Annotated in this window: 17 protein-coding genes; 7 read left to right on the forward strand and 10 right to left on the reverse strand. The window is 70.8% G+C overall.

The genetic code is table 11. The features are described from left to right. Window positions 1-21: 21 nt before the first annotated feature. Both ABD736_RS09095 and ABD736_RS09100 read left to right on the forward strand, forming a co-directional pair. A complete protein-coding gene (locus ABD736_RS09095; protein ID WP_344791429.1) occupies window positions 22-657 on the forward strand; it encodes a ScbR family autoregulator-binding transcription factor in 636 nt (211 codons plus the stop codon). 119 nt (window positions 658-776) lie between these two features. Further along, complete coding sequence (locus ABD736_RS09100) at window positions 777-1160, forward strand: response regulator transcription factor (RefSeq protein ID WP_344791431.1); 384 nt, start codon at window positions 777-779, stop codon at window positions 1158-1160. Between the two features lie 18 nt (window positions 1161-1178). On the opposite strand, the gene ABD736_RS09105 is transcribed toward ABD736_RS09100, so the two are convergent. The 4 genes from ABD736_RS09105 to ABD736_RS09120 all read right to left on the reverse strand — a co-directional run bounded on the left by ABD736_RS09105 (window position 1179) and on the right by ABD736_RS09120 (window position 3234). Then, entirely contained in the window at window positions 1179-1535 is a 357-nt protein-coding gene (locus ABD736_RS09105; protein WP_344791432.1) for a hypothetical protein, read from the reverse strand. Window positions 1536-1599: 64 nt separating this feature from the next. Next, window positions 1600-2274 (reverse strand): HAD family hydrolase, encoded by a 675-nt coding sequence (locus ABD736_RS09110; RefSeq protein ID WP_344791433.1) that lies wholly within the window; start codon window positions 2272-2274, stop codon window positions 1600-1602. A gap of 9 nt (window positions 2275-2283) precedes the next feature. Next, the gene (trxA, locus tag ABD736_RS09115; RefSeq protein WP_344791434.1) at window positions 2284-2655 is read right to left on the reverse strand and encodes a thioredoxin; all 372 of its coding nucleotides are present in this window, start codon (window positions 2653-2655) and stop codon (window positions 2284-2286) included. A gap of 48 nt (window positions 2656-2703) precedes the next feature. After that, the gene (locus tag ABD736_RS09120; protein ID WP_344791435.1) at window positions 2704-3234 is read right to left on the reverse strand and encodes a GNAT family N-acetyltransferase; all 531 of its coding nucleotides are present in this window, start codon (window positions 3232-3234) and stop codon (window positions 2704-2706) included. 95 nt (window positions 3235-3329) lie between these two features. Between ABD736_RS09120 and ABD736_RS09125 the strand changes: the two genes are divergently transcribed. From ABD736_RS09125 to ABD736_RS09140, 4 genes are all read left to right on the forward strand, one after another. Then, window positions 3330-3719 carry a hypothetical protein gene (locus ABD736_RS09125; protein ID WP_344791436.1) on the forward strand — a complete coding sequence of 130 codons (390 nt, stop codon included), beginning with the start codon at window positions 3330-3332 and terminating at the stop codon, window positions 3717-3719. A 74-nt stretch (window positions 3720-3793) separates the two neighbouring features. Continuing rightward, window positions 3794-4627 carry a hypothetical protein gene (locus ABD736_RS09130; RefSeq protein ID WP_344791437.1) on the forward strand — a complete coding sequence of 278 codons (834 nt, stop codon included), beginning with the start codon at window positions 3794-3796 and terminating at the stop codon, window positions 4625-4627. A 105-nt stretch (window positions 4628-4732) separates the two neighbouring features. Next, a complete protein-coding gene (gene lpdA / locus ABD736_RS09135; RefSeq protein WP_344791438.1) occupies window positions 4733-6139 on the forward strand; it encodes a dihydrolipoyl dehydrogenase in 1407 nt (468 codons plus the stop codon). A gap of 170 nt (window positions 6140-6309) precedes the next feature. Beyond that, entirely contained in the window at window positions 6310-7911 is a 1602-nt protein-coding gene (locus ABD736_RS09140) for a polysaccharide biosynthesis tyrosine autokinase (RefSeq protein ID WP_344791439.1), read from the forward strand. 132 nt (window positions 7912-8043) lie between these two features. Here the strand turns inward: ABD736_RS09140 and ABD736_RS09145 are convergent, their stop codons facing one another. The 3 genes from ABD736_RS09145 to ABD736_RS09155 are packed head-to-tail and all read right to left on the reverse strand — an operon-like array spanning window position 8044 to window position 12163. Further along, window positions 8044-9186: a glycosyltransferase gene (locus ABD736_RS09145; protein WP_344791440.1), complete on the reverse strand. Its 1143-nt coding sequence runs from the start codon at window positions 9184-9186 to the stop codon at window positions 8044-8046. Further along, on the reverse strand, window positions 9183-10202 hold the full coding sequence (locus tag ABD736_RS09150; protein WP_344791441.1) for a glycosyltransferase family 4 protein: 1020 nt from the start codon (window positions 10200-10202) through the stop codon (window positions 9183-9185). The genes ABD736_RS09145 and ABD736_RS09150 overlap by 4 nt, the downstream gene beginning before the upstream one ends. Next, the gene (locus tag ABD736_RS09155; protein WP_344791442.1) at window positions 10199-12163 is read right to left on the reverse strand and encodes a glycosyltransferase; all 1965 of its coding nucleotides are present in this window, start codon (window positions 12161-12163) and stop codon (window positions 10199-10201) included. Before ABD736_RS09155 ends, ABD736_RS09150 begins: the two co-directional genes overlap by 4 nt. Window positions 12164-12249: 86 nt before the next feature. Here ABD736_RS09155 and ABD736_RS09160 point away from each other — a divergent pair, with 86 nt between their 5' ends. Then, window positions 12250-12849, forward strand: coding sequence for an arsenate-mycothiol transferase ArsC (locus ABD736_RS09160; RefSeq protein ID WP_344791443.1), 600 nt, complete (start codon window positions 12250-12252; stop codon window positions 12847-12849). On the opposite strand, the gene ABD736_RS09165 is transcribed toward ABD736_RS09160, so the two are convergent. Genes ABD736_RS09165 through ABD736_RS09175 form a run of 3 tightly spaced genes read right to left on the reverse strand, consistent with a single transcriptional unit; the run spans window position 12813 to window position 16566 of the window. Further along, a complete protein-coding gene (locus tag ABD736_RS09165) occupies window positions 12813-13976 on the reverse strand; it encodes a glycosyltransferase family 4 protein (protein WP_344791444.1) in 1164 nt (387 codons plus the stop codon). The two genes, ABD736_RS09160 and ABD736_RS09165, sit on opposite strands and share 37 nt — an antisense overlap. After that, window positions 13973-15319, reverse strand: a complete 1347-nt coding sequence (locus tag ABD736_RS09170; RefSeq protein ID WP_344791445.1) for an O-antigen ligase family protein — start codon at window positions 15317-15319, stop codon at window positions 13973-13975. Before ABD736_RS09170 ends, ABD736_RS09165 begins: the two co-directional genes overlap by 4 nt. Then, on the reverse strand, window positions 15319-16566 hold the full coding sequence (locus tag ABD736_RS09175; RefSeq protein ID WP_344791446.1) for a hypothetical protein: 1248 nt from the start codon (window positions 16564-16566) through the stop codon (window positions 15319-15321). Before ABD736_RS09175 ends, ABD736_RS09170 begins: the two co-directional genes overlap by 1 nt. Window positions 16567-16622 lie beyond the last annotated feature (56 nt).

A 16622-nucleotide genomic window follows, 5' to 3' on the forward strand; every position in this document is an offset into this window, starting at 1 on the left:
CGGTCGCCTAGGCTGAGCGTGATGACTCAACAGCAGCGGGCAACTGCGCGACGAGACGAGATCATAAGAGCCGCCGCCGCGGAGTTCGACGAGGTCGGCTATGCGGCCGCGTCGCTCTCGAGCATCGCTGCGCGCCTGAACCGCACCAAGGGCGCCATGAGCTACCACTTCTCGTCGAAGGGGTCGCTCGCACACGAGGTCGCGCAGTACCACTACAACCAGTGGGAGAAGCTCGCGCCCGCCATCCACGCCGACGGCTTCACGGGCCTCGAGGCCATGATGGTCCTCTCGTTCGTCGTGGCCGCGCGGTTCCGTGACGACGTGCTGGTGCGCGCCGGCATCCGACTGCAGCAGGACGCCGGGCTGACCGACGTCGAGCTGCCCCCGCCGTTCGTGTGGTGGATCAAGACGACCCGCGACCTTCTCGCCGAGGGCCAGCGCACCGGCCAGATCGCCGCCGCCGTCGACATCGACGCCGCGGCCGAAGTTCTCGTCGAGGCGTTCACCGGTGTTCAGCAGGTCGCGCATCGGATGACCGGAGCCCGCGACATCCACGAGCGCATCGAGCGGTACTGGCTCCAGTTCCTGCCAGGCCTCGGCGTGCCCGATGGGCGCGACCTCGTCGCACGCCTGGGCGCGGCGGCCGCCGAGTACTGAACCGGTCCACGTCCCCCCTTCCGCGTCGCACACCCTTTGGGGTAGACACCGGCTTTGCACAGCGCCAGACGTACGTCTAGCCTGAGTCGCACAGGGTGGGGGGCGACGAAGGGGACCGATTGAAGCGGCAGGAACTTCCGTGCGCCGTCGTCGTCGAAGACGACGACGGGATACGGTCGTTGATCTCCGCCGTGCTCCAGCACGCCGGGTTGCGCGTGGTCGCCGTCGCGAACGGCATGGATGGCATCGAGGCGGTGCGCGAGCACGATCCCGTGATCGTCACGGTCGACATCCGCATGCCGGGCATCGACGGGTTCGAGACGACCCGCCGCATCCGTGAGCTCAGCGCGGCGCTCGTGATCGTGCTGAGCGCGCACGTCGCGGATGCCGACGAGTTCGAGAGCCTGAAGGCCGGGGCCGACAGATACATCCCGAAGCCGTTCCGCCCGCGCGAGCTGCGCGCCATCGTGGACGCGCGGCTGCGCGAGTTGGACTGCGCGTAGTCGAGCGGATGCCTGCGTCTACGCGGCCGGCAACTGGCGCGTGAGCTCCTCGAGGCTCGCGAAGCGGCCGTCGGCGGCGATCCGGCCGAACAGGAAGACCTCCTGCGCGCCGACGCCGCCGTCGCGCTGCGTGACGGTGATGATGTGGCGCTCGGCGTAGCTCGAGCCCTCGGTCAGCTCGCTCTTCACCTCGATGTCGATGCGCTCGAGGAATCCGCGCAACTGAGTGACCTGCTGCGCGAACGCGGCGCGATCGGTCCAGTCACCGTTCGTGCTCTGGCGGTAGTCGTCGGTGAAATGGCGGGTGAGTGCTTGCTCGACGGTCAGTTCCTGGCTGCCGAGCAGATCGTGCAGGGCTGCGGAGATGGAAGGCATGCGTCTCTCCTTCGGGTAGGGGAGGTGGTGCGATGCCTCAACGCTAGCGTGCGGGAAAGCGATTTCAGGCGCGCGGCGCGAGCGGTTGCTCGATCGGCAGCACCGGCCAGTCGCGGGCGGCCGCGAACTCGAGCATGGCGGGGTCCGAGCCGACGACGACGGGGTTCGCCACGCCTTCCAGCAGCGGCAGATCGCTGGAGTGGTCGCCGTAGCCCCAGCTCGGGGCGTCCTCGCCGATCTCTGCCAGGTACCGGTCGACGACGACGCGTTTGTCGTCGCCGATCATCGCGGCGCTGATGACGCCGGTATAGGCGCCATCTGCGCCCACCTCGAGCTCGGTGCAATAGAGCGCGTCGGCGCCCACGGCTTCGGCGATCGGCGCCAGCGGCGGCGGGAAGGAACCGGAGACGAGCACGACTCGCGTGCCGTTCTGCTGGTGCTCGCGAAGCGCTGCCAGCACGTTCGGGCGGTAGAAGCCGGTCTGCTGCTGTGCCCCGGCGAACCACTCCCGGCCGGCCTCGAGCACCTGCTCGACCGGCTGCCCCGCCCAGATGGCGTAGTAGCGCCGGTTGAACTCGCTGCGCTCGAGCGTCACGACCTGGCCGGCGAGCTCACGCAGGCGCTCCGGCGAGATCATCGACGGCACGCGCTTGAGATAGAACATCAGGAACGACTCGAGCGTGCGCACCGAGACCAGGGTCTCGTCGACGTCGAAGAATGCGGCACCTGCTGAGGTCACCTCAGAAGGCTACTGGCCCGACTGCTCCTGCGCGGCGACCTGGGCACGCACCTCGTCCATGTCGAGGGCGCGGGCCTGGGCGATGATGTCGTCGAGCGCCGGCTTGGGCAGCGCGCCGGCCTGCTGGAAGAGGCCGATGCCGTCGCGGAAGACCATCAGCGTCGGGATCGCCTGGATGCCGAGCGCCCCGGACAACTCGGGCTCTGCGTCGCTGTCGAGCTTGCCGAAGACGATGTCGGTGTTCTCTTCAGAGCTCTGGTCGAAGATCGGCGCGAACATCTTGCACGGGCCGCACCAGTCGGCCCAGACGTCGACGACGACGATTCCGTCGCCGAGCACGGTCTGCTCGAAGGTGTCCTTGGTCAGTTCAACGGTGGCCATGCACCCATCCTCCCCTTGATGTGCGCATCGTGGGGCGCGGGTTCGCTCTCAGAGGAGGCGCTCGAAGACGAAGTCGTCTTCCCACCGGTCGCCCAGACGGAAGCGCTTGACGCCCACGTTGGCGAAGCCGGACTTCGCATAGAAGCGCTGTGCACGCGCGTTCTCCTGATTGGTGCCGAGCCAGACGGATGCAGCGCCGCGCGCGGCCGCCTGCTCGATCGCCGCCTCCATCAGCGCCGCGGCGACGCCCGCCCCGTGGTGCTCTGGCGCGACGTAGATCTTGCTGAGCTCGGCCGTCGGTCGCGCGGTGAGCTGCGCCGCGACCTGCTCGTCGTAGGGCTCGCCGAAGACGAGCATGGCGTAACCGGAGAGGCCGGTGCCGTCGTCTGCGATGAGCACGAGGCGTGAGGCATCCGTCACATACTCCGCGAACCGCGCGGCGGTCAGATGCTGCGCGATGAACGCCTCGATGTCGGCGGCCGGCGCGTCGGGCGGGCAGGCGAGCGGGAAGGTGCGAGCGGCGAGCTCGGCGACGCGCTCGGCATCGGCGGCTGTGGCCTGGGTGATCTGCACGGGCACGCGATCAAGCGTAGGGCGGGCGGATGCCGCATCCGCGGTTCGCCCATTGGGCGGTCTCCCAGCTATCCTCGTCGGCTTCGACATAACATAAATGCATGTTGTACACGCGAGGATTTCTTCTGGCCGGTGTGGTGGCCGCAGCAGTCACCCTCGCCGCGATCGCCGAGCTCCCGGCGAGCTCGGCGGGCGCCGAGACGCGTCACGTCGACGTCGCCGAGCGCACTGCGCTGCACCAGCTGGGGCGCGCCGTGGGTGCGCATGTGTTCCCGCGCGAGCGCCTGCGCGAACCCGACTTCGACATGGCGCTGCAGGCGCGCGACGCCGCCGAGCTGACCCAGGGCCACACGCGCGCGGCGATGCTCAAGCTGGCGGACTCCGCCTCGCGCAGCGCCCTGGAGTTCCTGGTCGACTACAACATCGCGGCCGGCGGCTGGGAGGCCGAGACCGGCATCAGGATGCCTTCTGCCGCGCCACTTCCGGCATAGCCGGCGTCGTTTGAGTTCTGCCGCACGGGGTACCGCTCTGCGCACATCACCCGTCACAACGGGAGGAGCGAATCGTGAGTGAGACTTACCCGCGCACGCCGAATGGGGACGACCACCTCGGCAAGCATGTGGATGACGATGCCGTGAACGCGGATCGCGTGGATGGCGATGCCGTGAACGCGAATCGCGCCGAGGACGACGGAGTCGACGACCGCACCGCGGCGACCGAGGCGTACACGCCGGTCGCCGCCCGCACGCCGACCGGCACCGTCTCGACCGACGGTCGCACCCGCGAGCCCGTCGCGGTGCCGCGAGAGGACGTCACCGCGCGCCGCGAGGTCGTCGGTCGCCAGGCCGACGAATACGCCGGCATCAAGTGGGGGTCGGCCTTCTTCGGCTGGCTCAGCGCCATGGGCATGACGGTGCTGCTGGTCGCGATCCTGAGTGCGATCGGCGCCGGCGTCGACCTCAGCGCCAACAACGGCGATGCGAACAGCGCAGCCCAGGCGGCGAACGACAACGCCGCGACGGTGGGCATCGTCGGAGCGATTGCACTTGCCGTCATCCTGTTCGTCTCGTACTTCTGCGGCGGCTACGTCGCAGGGCGTATGGCCCGCTTCGCGGGGATCCGCCAGGGATTCGCGGTGTGGATCTGGGCGATCATCTTCGCCATCATCGGCGCGATCATCGCGGCGATCGCCGGCTCGAAGTACGACGTGCTCGGCCAGCTGAACAGCTTCCCGCGCATCCCGGTGAGCGAGGGCACGCTGACGACCGGCGGCATCATCACCGCCATCGTCGTCGCGGTGCTCAGCCTCGTCGGTGCACTGTTGGGCGGCCTCGCCGGAATGCGGTACCACCGCGCCGTCGACCGCGCCGGGTTCGTCGCGCCGGTCGAAGAGGGCTAGCACCGCGCGGATCACGGACGAGGGGCGGATGCATGAGGCATCCGCCCCTCATCTTTGCCTGTGGGAAATTAGCGGCGCGCGCGTCACGGGCATAGGTTTGATGCCGTGAGTGCACACTTTGACGTCGTTGTCCTCGGTGCCGGCCCCGGCGGTTATGTCGCCGCGATCCGCGCCGCTCAGCTGGGTCTGAAGACCGCCATCATCGAAGAGAAGTACTGGGGCGGTGTCTGCCTCAACGTGGGCTGCATCCCCTCGAAGGCGCTGCTGCGCAACGCAGAGCTCGCGCACATCTTCCACAACGACGCCAAGACCTTCGGCATCAGCGGCGAGGTCAGCTTCGACTACGGCGCTGCGTTCGACCGCAGCCGCACCGTCGCCGACGGGCGCGTCAAGGGCGTCCACTTCCTGATGAAGAAGAACGGCATCACCGAGTTCGACGGTCGCGGCCGCTTCCTCGACGCGAACACGATCGAGGTTGCGAAGTCCGACGGCCAGAGCGAGATCGTCTCGTTCAACAACGCCATCATCGCCACCGGCTCGACGGTGCGCCTGCTGCCCGGCGTGCAGCTCTCCGAGAACGTCGTGACCTATGAGTCGCAGATCCTCACCCGCGAGCTGCCGAAGTCGATCGTCATCGTGGGTGCCGGCGCCATCGGCATGGAGTTCGCGTACGTCCTCAAGAACTACGGCGTCGACGTCACGATCATCGAGTTCCTGCCTCGGGCGCTGCCCAATGAGGACCCGGATGTCTCGAAGGAGATCCAGAAGCAGTACAAGAAGCTCGGGGTCAACATCCTCGTCGACACCAAGGTCGAGTCGGTCGTCGACAACGGCACGAGCGGCGTGACGGTGAAGTACACCGGGAACAAGGACGGCGCCGCGGGCGAGATCACCGCCGACAAGGTGCTCATGTCGATCGGCTTCGCGCCGAACGTGCAGGGCTACGGCCTCGAGTCGACCGGCGTGCAGCTCACCGAGCGCGGTGCCATCGCGATCGACGACCACATGCGCACGAACGTGCCGAACATCTACGCGATCGGCGACGTCACCGCCAAGCTGCAGCTCGCCCATGTCGCCGAGGCACAGGGCGTCGTGGCGGCTGAGACCATCGCGGGTGCCGAGACGCAGACGCTGGGCGACTACCGCATGATGCCGCGCGCGACGTTCTGCCAGCCGCAGGTCGCCTCGTTCGGGCTCACCGAAGAGCAGGCGAAGGCCGAGGGCTACGACGTGGTCGTCGCCCAGTTCCCCTTCACCGCGAACGGCAAGGCCCACGGCCTCGCCGACCCGACCGGCTTCGTCAAGGTCATCGCCGACAAGAAGCACCTCGAGCTGCTCGGCGCGCACATGATCGGGCCGGATGTCTCAGAGCTGCTGCCCGAGCTGACGCTGGCTCAGAAGTGGGACCTCGGCGCGAACGAGCTCGCCCGCAACGTGCACACGCACCCGACCCTGTCGGAGGCCCTGCAGGAGACGTTCCACGGCCTCACGGGGCACATGATCAACTTCTAGATCACGCTTCCGCGACGGCCCGGCCCCCGACTTTTGGGGGTGCGGGCCGTCGCTCTTTTCGGCGGTCACGTCTTTCGGGGCCCGCATCGGCCTGCGATGATGAGATGTACTCACTATTGGCTCTGCCGCCCCGACCGGCAGGACCCAACCCGATCGCCAAGAGGAGTGTTGTGACTTTCCGACAGATCATCGAAGCGCTATGGCAGCGCAGCTGGGTGATCGCTGCCGTTGCGATTCTGGCAGCGTTCGCTGCTGCAGCGTACCTGCAGCAGCAGACCCCGAGCTTCGCCGCCCAGGCGACACTCCGCATGAGCCCCCAAGCCGTGGCAGGGACCTTGGCCACCGACTTCGGGTCGGCCGACGTCGACCTCGACCCCGCCGCGATCAGCTCGTCTAAGGTGCTCGACGCGGCTGCGGCAGCTCTGCACCTGCCGAAGGGCTCGCTCACCGGTGCGGTCACCTGGTCGATGGACCAGACGCAGCAGAGTCAGCAGCAGCCCTCGCTGCTGTCCATCACCGCGACCGCGCATTCGCCGGCCGCGGCGCAGAAGGAGGCGAACGCCACCGCGACCGCGTACCTCGCCTATCTCAAGAAGCAGGTGGATGACGGCGTCGCCCAGCTGAACGCCCAGTACAGCACCGCCTCCGGGGAGCTGGCGGCGGCGCAGAAGGTCTCGCAGCGGAATCCGGACGATGCCACGGCGGCCGCGAATACCGCGCGGGCAAGCCAGAAGGTGAACACCCTGGGCACCGCGATCGACGCCATCTCGCTGGCGGGTCAGCCGGCGCGGATGCAGGCGCAGGCCGGCCCGGGTGAGCGCCAAGGAGCGTCGCCGATGCTGGTCATCGCATCGGCCTTCGCGGGCGGCATCATCGCGGGCATGGGCATCGCGCTGGTCTGGGCGCAGCTCGACACCCGCGTGCGCTACGCCCGCGAGCTCGAAGAGCTCACCGAGGCGCCGCTCATCTCGCAGCTGCCCTGGGATCGCAAGATCGTCAGGCAGGGCGGCCCGCTTGCGGTGCTCTCACGCAAGCGCACCCCGCTGAACGAGGGCTTCCGCACGCTGCGCACGAGCCTGCAGGTTCTGGCCAGGAACAGCGTTCCGACCATTGTGGTCACGAGTGTCGAACCCAACGACGGAAAGACCTTCGTATCAGCCAATCTCGCGGCCGCGTGGGCGCGGACCGGCAAAGAGGTCGTGCTCATCGGCGGCGACCTGCGCTGCCCTGAGCTCTCGACCTACTTCGGAGAGGCGGGCGACGGCAAGGGTCTGAGCGAGCTGCTGGCGGCGCCGGGTGAGGCCGCCACCGTCGACGAGTCGCTCGTGCTCGGGCAGCTGCGCGCCACAGAGGTGGACGGGCTGCGGGTACTGCCCTCGGGCGCCGAGCCGGCGGAGCCCGCCGACCTGCTGGCGCACGAGCGCCTCGGAGCCGTCATCGACGTGCTTCGTGCTCACGCAGAGGTGATCATCATCGACAGCCCGCCCGCGCACGGCCTCATCGACGCCGCACTGCTGTCGCACCACGCGACCGGCGCGATCGTGCTCACGGCGCTTCGCCGCACCCGGCGGGAGCGCATCGTCGACACTGTCGAGAGCCTTCTCGCCAACGACGCGAATGTCCTCGGCATCGTGGCGAACCGGTCGCGGGCCAAGCTCTCGTCGAGCTACTCGCGCTACTACCGCACGCCGCCCGCCGTCACTGCGACGGCCGAGGCGAAACTGCGGACGCAGCCGCACCCCCACCCGCGCAGCGTCGAGCAGCACGGCTGAGCAGCGGCACACAGCGACAGCACACAGCACCAGGAAGCGAGCGCCTGAGCAGCGGAAGCACCGCTGCTCAGGCGCTCGCTGCGTTCGGTGCTCGCGCGACTCAGGGGCCGCCTGAGCCGTCGGGTCGACGGCTCAGGCGGGCAGCGACGCGCCGGCCACCGCGCCCGCCCGCAGCCCGGAGATGATCTCAGCCAGGTCCGCGACCCGGCTCGCCCAGTCCGCCACTTCGCCGGGCTCGATGGAGTCGCGGCGCGGCGCCACCAGCTGCGTGACGGCGTCGGGGAAGGCATCCGCGCCACTGATCACGACGCCCGCGGCGTCGCGGAAGCCGGCGACGGCAGTCGAGACGATCGGCCGGCCGACGGCCTGGTACTCGTAGAGCTTGAGCGGGTCGAGGCTGTCGGTGAACCGATCGACGAGGTGCGGCACTACCAGCACGTCCGCGTGTTGAAGGTACGCGGGAAGCTCACGGAAGGGCCGGCCGCCGAGCACGTGGATGCCCGGCTCTGCGCCGAGGCGAGCGGAGTTCTCGGCGCTCAGCGCGTTCGGGCCGACGAACACGAGGGCGGCTCCCTCGGAGTGCAGCGCGCGGCCCGTGCGCACGGCCAGCTCGACGTCGAGCCGGTCCTCGTGCAGTGTGCCGGCGTACAGCGCGACCGCGCCCGCAGGAAGGTCCGCGGGCCGGGCGGCCGGCACGCGGTAGCGCGCGACATCGACCGCGTTCGGAACGAGGTGAACGGGGCGCACCCTGCCACGCGAGGCCTCGAGCCCTGTTGAGCACACGACGACCTCGCCCGCGGTGCGCAGCAGCAGCTCGTCCGCCTCACGCAGCCGCGCGTTCTCACGACCACTGCGCGAAGCCTCGACCCAGTCGTCGGTCATGTCGTAGAGGCTCGGCCATCCGCTTGTGGTCACGAGCTGCGCCCACAGCGGGTCGTTGATCCACAGCACCGGCGACGTCCACCCCAGGCGCCGCACGGCCGCCCGCAGCTGGGCGCGCAGCGCGGCGTCGGCCACGGGCCCGGCGACGCGCGGCAGCGGCTTCGTCGGCTGCAGCAGCCGCAGCCGGCCGCCGTAGCCCTCTGCCTGCCGCAGTCCGGCACCCCGACGCGGCGCGCGGCGAGACAGCGCGTCGTGCACCGGGTCTGCCGCCGGCTCGACGAACAGCACCTCGAGCTCGGGGGCTGCGCGCAGCAGCCCGTCGACCAGGTACTGGTTGCGGCGCCAGATGTCGTCCCACGGTTCGAGCGAGACGACGACGAGCGCGGCGCTCATCGCGCCACCCCGCGGTAGAGATCGAGCGTCTTGGCGACCTGCCCCTCGAGGGTGAACTCGGCGCGCTGACGCGCGCGCAGCGCGCTGCCGTATTCCTCGCGCCGCGCGGCACTCATCATGAGACGGTCGAGGGCGGCGGCCGCGGCCCGCTCGTCGCCCGGGTCGAACAGCTCAGAGCCGGCGACCGCGCCCGCGGTCTCGACGTGGCCGCCCGCGCGCGACGCGACGACCGGCAGCCCGTGCGCCATCGCCTCGAGCACCGTGAGGCCGAGGCCTTCGCGCGGGGTCGGGGCGAGCAGGATGCCTGCCCGGCGGTATTCGACCGCGGGTTGCGCCACGAATCCGATGAAATCGACAGAGGCCGCGATGCACAGCTCGCGCGCGAGCCGTTCGAGCTCGGGCCGCTGTGAGCCGTCGCCGGCGATGCGCAGACGCCAACCCTGCGCAGGCCCCTGGGACGCCGCCCAGGCGCGCAGCGCGAGCGCAGTCTGCTTCTCGGCCTCGAGCCGCTGCAGCACGAGCACGACCGGCTCACGCGCCGCGGGCTCCGCATCCGCCGCGGTCGCGACCCCGGAGTGAATCACCGTGCTCGGCGCTTCGATCTCGGCCGCGACGAAGTGCGAGATCGCGATCTCGGCGGCGAAGCGCCGCCCGGCGGCGCCGGCGACGGCGCGGCTCGCCCGCGAACTGCCGCGGGGCGCCGCGAAGTGCCGCGTGCTGACGAGCGCGGTGCCCGGATGTCTGGCGAAGGCGCCGACGACGTCGGCATCCGTCATGTGCGTGTTCAGGACGTCCACGTGGCCAAGCCTGCGCAGCGAGCGCCAGGCCTCACCGCGCGAACCGCCCGGCAGCCAGTCGACCTGCGGGCCGAGCGCGCCGGGGAACCGCTCGGGGTCGCCGCCGATCACGGTGACGCGCACCTCGTCGCTCAGCGCCCGGGCCGTGGTCAGCACATAGCGCTCGACGCCGGCGAACGCCGTCGAGCAGACCAGGTGGGCGACGTGCAGCGCGGTCATCGGCCGGCCTCCAGCTCGGCGAGTGGGCCGCGGCGGTACCGGTCTCGGCGCCAGGCGGCGGCGCGGCCGCGCTCACCGGGAAGCAACGCGGCGCGCACGGCGGCGCCCAACGTCGCGGCAGCGCGGTACGAGCTCCACCCCCGGTCGCCGAAGTGCTTTCGGATGTACTTCTCGCCCGCCGCGTGGAACAGCGCCTCGCGGCGGCCGGAGTCGCTCTCGGTCGCTGCGCCGAGGTGCGTGGCATCCGTCTGCTCGACGGCGATGCGCCAGCCCGCGTCACGCGCGCGCTTCTGCCAGTCGACCTCTTCCGCGTACAGGAAGAAGCGCTCGTCGAATTCGCCGACGGCCGCGAGCGCCTCGGCGCGCAGCAGCAGAACGGAGCCGATGGCGAAGTCCTTCGCCCGATTCAGCCGGCCGAGCCCGAACGCTTCGAGCCACATGCGCGCGGGGCTCGGGAACGGCCACCACACGCGCACCTGCTCGCCCGTGCGCGGGTCCGTCTGGCTGGCGCCGACCGCGGCAAGGCGGGGGTCGCGGACAAGGGCGCGCTGCATGGCGCGCACGCTCGCGGCGCTCACCAGTGCGTCAGGATTCAGCAGCAGCACGTCCGCGTCGGCGAGGCCGCGCTCGGCCAGTGAGCGAACGGCAACGTTCACCCCCGCGCCGAAGCCGAGATTGCGCTCGGGGTCGATGTAGAAGGCACCGTGGCGCTCGGCGACGGCGCGCGTCTCGGCCGACGAGGAGTTGTCGACGATCGTGACGGGGAACTCGCCGCCGAGGCCCGCGAGGGCGGATTCCAGCAGCACGGGCGAGCCGTAGGCGATGACCACCACCTGAGGCGCCGGCACCTCGGCCGGGGCATCCGATTCACGCCCGCGCCCGGCGACCGCGCGATAGAGCTCGTCGTGCTGGGCGGCGACGCGAGACCACGCGAAGTCCTCGGCATGCCGACGGCCGCGCTCGCGCAGCTCGCGCCAGGTGCCGGGCTCGAGCGCCCGGTCAAGCCCCGCGGCGAGCGCGGCGGCGTCGCCCGGCTCGACGAGGACGCCTGCGTCGCCGAGCACATCGGGGATCGCCCCCGAGCGGCTGGCGACGACGGGGACTCCGGATGCCATCGCCTCAACGGCGACGCGGCAGAACTGCTCGAGCCAGCCGGGCGTCGGCAGCGACGGCACCGCGAGCACGTCGAGGGCGCGGTAGCGCGCCGCGAGCTCAGCGCCGCTCGCGAACCCGAGGAACTCGACGCGATCTGCAGCGCCGAGCCGCTCGGCCTGCGCCGTGAGCGCGTCGCGCTGCGGCCCGTCACCGGTCAGCTGCAGACGCCAGCCAGGCCGGGAGGCGATCGCCTCGATGAGGTGGCTGACGCCTTTGTGCGCTTCCAGGCGGCCGACATAGCCGACCACCGGCTCGGCCGCGGGCTCGGCCTTCTCGACGGGGCTGAACTCAGCGACGTCGACGCCGAGCGGGATGAGCGGCGCGGCCGCCTTCAGGCCCTTGCGATGCGCGATCTCACCCGCCTCGCGATTGCAGACGTAGAGAGCGGATGCCCCGGCCAGCGCCCATCGCTCGAACCAGCGGAACGGCAGCGGGTAGCGCTTGTCGATGTTCTGCGCCGAGTAGAGCACATAGGGTGCGCGGTTCCCGCGCAGCCGACGCAGCAGCAGGACCTCGGCCGTCGCGAGCGAGACCGGCTCCTCGTGCAGGTCGATCACGTCGGCGTCCGAGCCGAGGGCACGCCAGAGGGGACGCGGGTCGTACAGGAAGGCGTTCGGGTGCGAGCCGAAGGTGCGCACGCCCGTCACGAACTCATCGGCACCCGCCGCGAGCGCCTGCTCGCGGCCGCCTTCGTTCCAGCGCACGGCGGAGTACAGGGTGAGGTCATGGCCGAGGGCACGCAACTCGCGCTCGCGCTGCCGCCAGGCATCCACCACCGCGTGGTGCGCCACTCTGATCACGCGCATGCGAGCTCCTCACGTCGCTGCGGGAGGGCGGCACGTAGCATTCCCCCCATGGCTGCTCTTCCGGCTCCGCGCGTCCGGGCTGTCGCGTGACGGCATCCGCGCGTGTGCTCTACGTCTGCACGGCGAATCGCTGCCGCTCGCCGTTCGCCGAGCACACGCTGCGCCGCGCGCTCGCGGTGGCGGGCATCGATACCGTGACGGTCGCCTCCGCCGGGCTGCTGCCGGGCGGCGCTCCGGTTCCACGCGCCGGTCTCGTCGTCGCGCGCGAGCGCGGGCTGCCGCTGGCCGGCCACCTCAGCCGCCCGCTCGCCGACCTGGAGTTCCCGCTCGAGACCGTCGACCTCGTGCTCGTGATGGAACGCGCACACGCCAGAGAGCTCGTCGCCGACCACGGGGCGCCCTTCGCACGGGTGTTCACGCTCAAGCAGTTCGACCGCTGGAGCGCGACCCATGCGTTCGGCGGCACGCGCCTCGGCGAGTGGCTCGACGACGCGGCCGAGGACCGCTCGCCTGCAGCGCTGCTCGGTACGAGCGCCACCGACGACACCGCGGACCCGATCGATCGGCCCGCGCCCGCGTGGCGCACGATGGCGGATGCCTTCGAGCAGCACGCCCGCGCGGTGGCGCAGTGGCTCGCACCGCTGCGCGGTCATGACGCGAGCTCCTCGAGCACGCCGGCGAGCTGACGCCAGGACCACGCCCAGTCGTGCGCGGTCGCGTGCAGGCGGCCGGCGGCGCCGAGTTCTCGGCGGCGCTCGGGGTCCGCGGCGAGAGCGGCGATCACCGCGGCGAGCTCGTCCGGTCGATCGGGATCGAACAGGATGCCTGCGCCGCCGAGCGCCTCGGGAATGCCGCCTCGGCGGGCCGCGATGACCGGCACCCCGGAGGCGAGGCCCTCGCCGACCGTGAGCGCCCACGGCTCCTGCCACCGTGACGGCAGCACCAGCATGTCGGCGGAGCGCAGCAGCGCGGGAAGCTCGCGGCGTGCGACGAACGGCTGGAAGGTCACCCTGCTCGCGGTGCGCTCGGCAAGCTCGCGCAGCCGGCGCTCGTAGGGTGTGAGCGCCGCGCCTGAGTCGAATCCGTGGCTGCCGACGATGACGTATTCCACCTCGGGCCGGCCGACCAGGGCGGCCGCTTCGAGCAGCACGTCGGCGCCCTTCTCTGGGATGGTGCGGCCGAGGAACATGACACGCAGAGGGGCTGCTGAGTCGTCGGCCGTGCCTGCCGCCGGGGTGAACACGGTCGTGTCGACGCCGTTCGGCACTACGCGCACGCGGTCTCGCAGCCCGCTCGGCAGGTGGACGCGCAGCTGAGCGGCGAGCGACTCGCTGACGGCGACGATTCCGGCGACGCCGCCGAGCACGCGCGCCGCCTCGGACTGCGAGTAGCTGCGCAGCACGTCGTTGTGCGCATAGAGCACGCATCGGTGCGGGCTGTCCCGCAGCAGCCAGGGCACGATCGGCGCATTGTGGGCGATGGCGATTCCGGGCTTGCGCCCGGCCAGCGCAGCCGTCGCCGGTGCGAAGTAACCCGCGGTCGCACGCCGGGTGCCCCCGAGGCGCGAGAGCGCCGCGTCGACGTAGCGCGCCGCGCGGCCGGGCGCCGCCGCACCGGCGTAGTCGATCGCCGCCGCCGAGTCATAGCGCGGGCGATAGGTGTCGCCCTGCAGCACGACCCGCTGCGGGAACCGCACGTCGTCGCCGACGTCGCGCGCGCCCGAGGCGAGCCCGTGCACGACCGTCGGCACGGCAGAGCCGGTGCGCGGTGAGAAGTGATCGCCGGGCGTGATCACGTGGTAGACCTCGGTCACGTGGCCACCGTGCCTTTCGCGCGCACGGCGCGACGCCCCGGGGCAGGGCGGATTCCCGCGGCCGGCGGCGCTGTCGTGGCATCCGTTGCCTGCGCCTGCTCGAGCGCCTGCACGCCGTAGCAGATGCCCGCGACGATCCACAGCAGCGATGCCTGCCCCGCGACCCAGTAGAGGTCGAACTGAGCCTGGGCGAAACGCGTCAGCACGACAGCCGCGCCCACTGTTCCGTAGACGGGGTTCATGCGCACCAGCAGCCAGAACGCGGCGCCGAACATCACGAGGAAGCCGATCAGCCCGACGACCCCGACCGAGGTAAGCACCTCGAGCTCGGCGTTCGGGGGCTGGAACGCGACGTCGAATCGCGTCGTGTACCACCACCGCAGGCCGACGCCGAACAGCGGCGACTGGTGCCAGACCCGCAGCGCGTCGGAGTACCACGTGATGCGCTGATGGGCCGAGTCGAACTGGTTGTTGGAGTTCAGCTGAGCGTTCACCTGCATGACGACGAAGATCGCGATCGGGATGCCGGCGAGCCAGACCCATTTCGCCCGCCGGCCGCTCTGGGGTCGCGGTCGAAGGGCGATGAAGAGCACGCCGGCCATCGCGCCGACGATGCCCTGCCGAGACTGCGACGCTGCGATGCCGACGGCGCAGAGCACGACGAAGAAGTAGCCCCAGCGCCGCGTGAGGCGGAGCCACACCGGGCGCGCGAAGGCGATGACGAGCGCCGCCGCGAGCATGCCGCCGATGGTGTTCTTGTGCAGCTCAGGCAGGTAGACGGCCTGGAACGCCCCCGTCTGGGCGAGCGACAGCACGGCTTGGAAGGCGGCGACAATGCCGATCGCGCTGCAGACGATGAGATAGAGCAGCAGGCCCGCGCGCGCCTTCCCGGTGCGGCCGATGGCGAAGCCGACCACCATGCTGCCGACGACCAGGAACAGCTCGTGCGCCCACTCGATGACGTTGGCCGAATAGGGATTCAAGACGAGGGTCGGGATCGCCGCAGCCAGATACGCGAGCCCCGCCCAGACCAGCGGCTGCAGCGCGATCCCGCCGCGCCCCCGGATGAGAAGAAGCGCGACGACCGTCGCGCCCGCGAGCACGACGTCGCTCACGCTGAGCGCTCCCCCCACCCGGATGAGGGCGAGCGTTGCGGGCAGCGTGAGCATCGGGATCAGCGTCAGGTCCATGATCGCCAGTGCGACGACGATTACGCCCACCGCGGCGGGCAGGACCAGCTCCGTCGCCGTGCCGGCGAGCACGCCCAGCGCTGCGCCGGTCGCCACCGTCACGATGACGACCGCGACGACGGGTAGCGACAGCCGCCGCGCCGATGACAGCATCAGACGCCCGTCAGCTCTCTGATCGCGCCGACGAACTGGGCACGGCCGCCGGCGCGCATCCGCGCGATGCGCGCATGGACGACTTCGAGGTGCTCAGGCTCGCCGAGGAAGCCCGCGATTCCGCCCACCAGCTCGTTCAGCGAGCCGGCGAGCCTCCGGCTCTCGACGAGCAGCGGTGTCGCATCGATCTGTGAATAGAACTCCGTTCGCTTGTCGCGCGCGGCGAGGGAGCCGCCGGAGTTCACGTCCCAGCCCGCTTGCGACGGCGGGTCGACGAGGCAGATCGCCGGTGTGCCGACGCGCCAGGCGTTGACGGCGAGGTGATACGTGTCGGTGAGGACGAGACGGTGGCGTGACAGCTCCTCGACGAGCTCGGCCGCCGGAACCTGGCTCGCTGCGGCTCGCGCGCCGCCGCGCAGCACCCCCCGGTAGGTCGCCAGCCGCTCCTGCAGCGTGGGCACCCGGGCGCCGTGCTCGAGCCCCGGCCACGCGAGCCGCAGACGCCGGCGGTTGTTCATCGGCCAGAAGGCGGGTTCCGTGCCCCATTCGATCCACTTCGGCGCGAGCGCCAGTCGCTCGGTGAGCGAGCGGCCGAGCCGTGCCACCTCGGCGGGGTCGAGCTGCGATCGCCCGATGAACACGCCGAGAGTGTCGTCGCGCCGGCGATGGTCGCGGTCGCCCAGCAGCAAGGCGGCATCTGTGCCCTTCGTCGTCTCGTCGGAATCGGGCCGCTCGAGCTGCGCGATGAGCGCCGAGTACGTGTCGCGGCCCCACGCGCGATGCGCGCGCCCGAGGAACGAGCGCAGCAGCGGTCCGTATTCGGCGGCGTAGTCCTGCGTGGTGTTGAAGCCGAGGGTCGTGCCGTAGCTCATCACGCGGCGCAGGACCTCATCGCTCTGGCCCTTGAGCAGCAGGTGGCGCTCGGCATAGTCGCGCGCAGCGTCGAGGTCGTCGAAGATCCGCATGTGCCGGTGCAGGATGTCCGCGTTCATCTCGACGTACTCGGCCATGTGCAGGAAGTCACCCCAGAACACGATCGCGTCGGCGTCGAGGAATTCGTCGATCCGGCCGCGCAGGTTGCGGTAGGTGAGTCCCGTGTCGGAGTCGAAGAAGTGATCGGATGCCTCAGCACGCGGCTCCTCGCCCGGCTGCAGCCACTCCCGCCGGTCCCACAGACGCCAATAGGTGACGTCCGGGAAGCCTTCGGCGGCAGCCAGCTCGGCGAACGCGAGGTCGACCGTGGCCATGCCGGGATTGGGGGCACTCGGCGGGGCGCACAGGACGTTGACTCGCGGGGATCGGC

It is taken from the genome of Gryllotalpicola daejeonensis (genome assembly GCF_039538145.1).
Lineage (GTDB): Bacteria > Actinomycetota > Actinomycetes > Actinomycetales > Microbacteriaceae > Gryllotalpicola > Gryllotalpicola daejeonensis.

What these genes read in the sequence shown, in the direction of transcription:
- ABD736_RS09095 (WP_344791429.1), top strand. Translation starts at nt 22, where the DNA reads ATGACTCAACAGCAGCGGGCAACTGCGCGACGAGACGAGATCATAAGA.
- ABD736_RS09105 (WP_344791432.1), bottom strand. Translation starts at nt 1,535, where the DNA reads ATGCCTTCCATCTCCGCAGCCCTGCACGATCTGCTCGGCAGCCAGGAA.
- trxA (WP_344791434.1), bottom strand. Translation starts at nt 2,655, where the DNA reads ATGGCCACCGTTGAACTGACCAAGGACACCTTCGAGCAGACCGTGCTC.
- ABD736_RS09125 (WP_344791436.1), top strand. Translation starts at nt 3,330, where the DNA reads ATGTTGTACACGCGAGGATTTCTTCTGGCCGGTGTGGTGGCCGCAGCA.
- ABD736_RS09145 (WP_344791440.1), bottom strand. Translation starts at nt 9,186, where the DNA reads ATGAGCGCCGCGCTCGTCGTCGTCTCGCTCGAACCGTGGGACGACATC.
- ABD736_RS09150 (WP_344791441.1), bottom strand. Translation starts at nt 10,202, where the DNA reads ATGACCGCGCTGCACGTCGCCCACCTGGTCTGCTCGACGGCGTTCGCC.
- ABD736_RS09155 (WP_344791442.1), bottom strand. Translation starts at nt 12,163, where the DNA reads ATGCGCGTGATCAGAGTGGCGCACCACGCGGTGGTGGATGCCTGGCGG.
- ABD736_RS09170 (WP_344791445.1), bottom strand. Translation starts at nt 15,319, where the DNA reads ATGCTGTCATCGGCGCGGCGGCTGTCGCTACCCGTCGTCGCGGTCGTC.
- ABD736_RS09175 (WP_344791446.1), bottom strand. Translation starts at nt 16,566, where the DNA reads ATGGCCACGGTCGACCTCGCGTTCGCCGAGCTGGCTGCCGCCGAAGGC.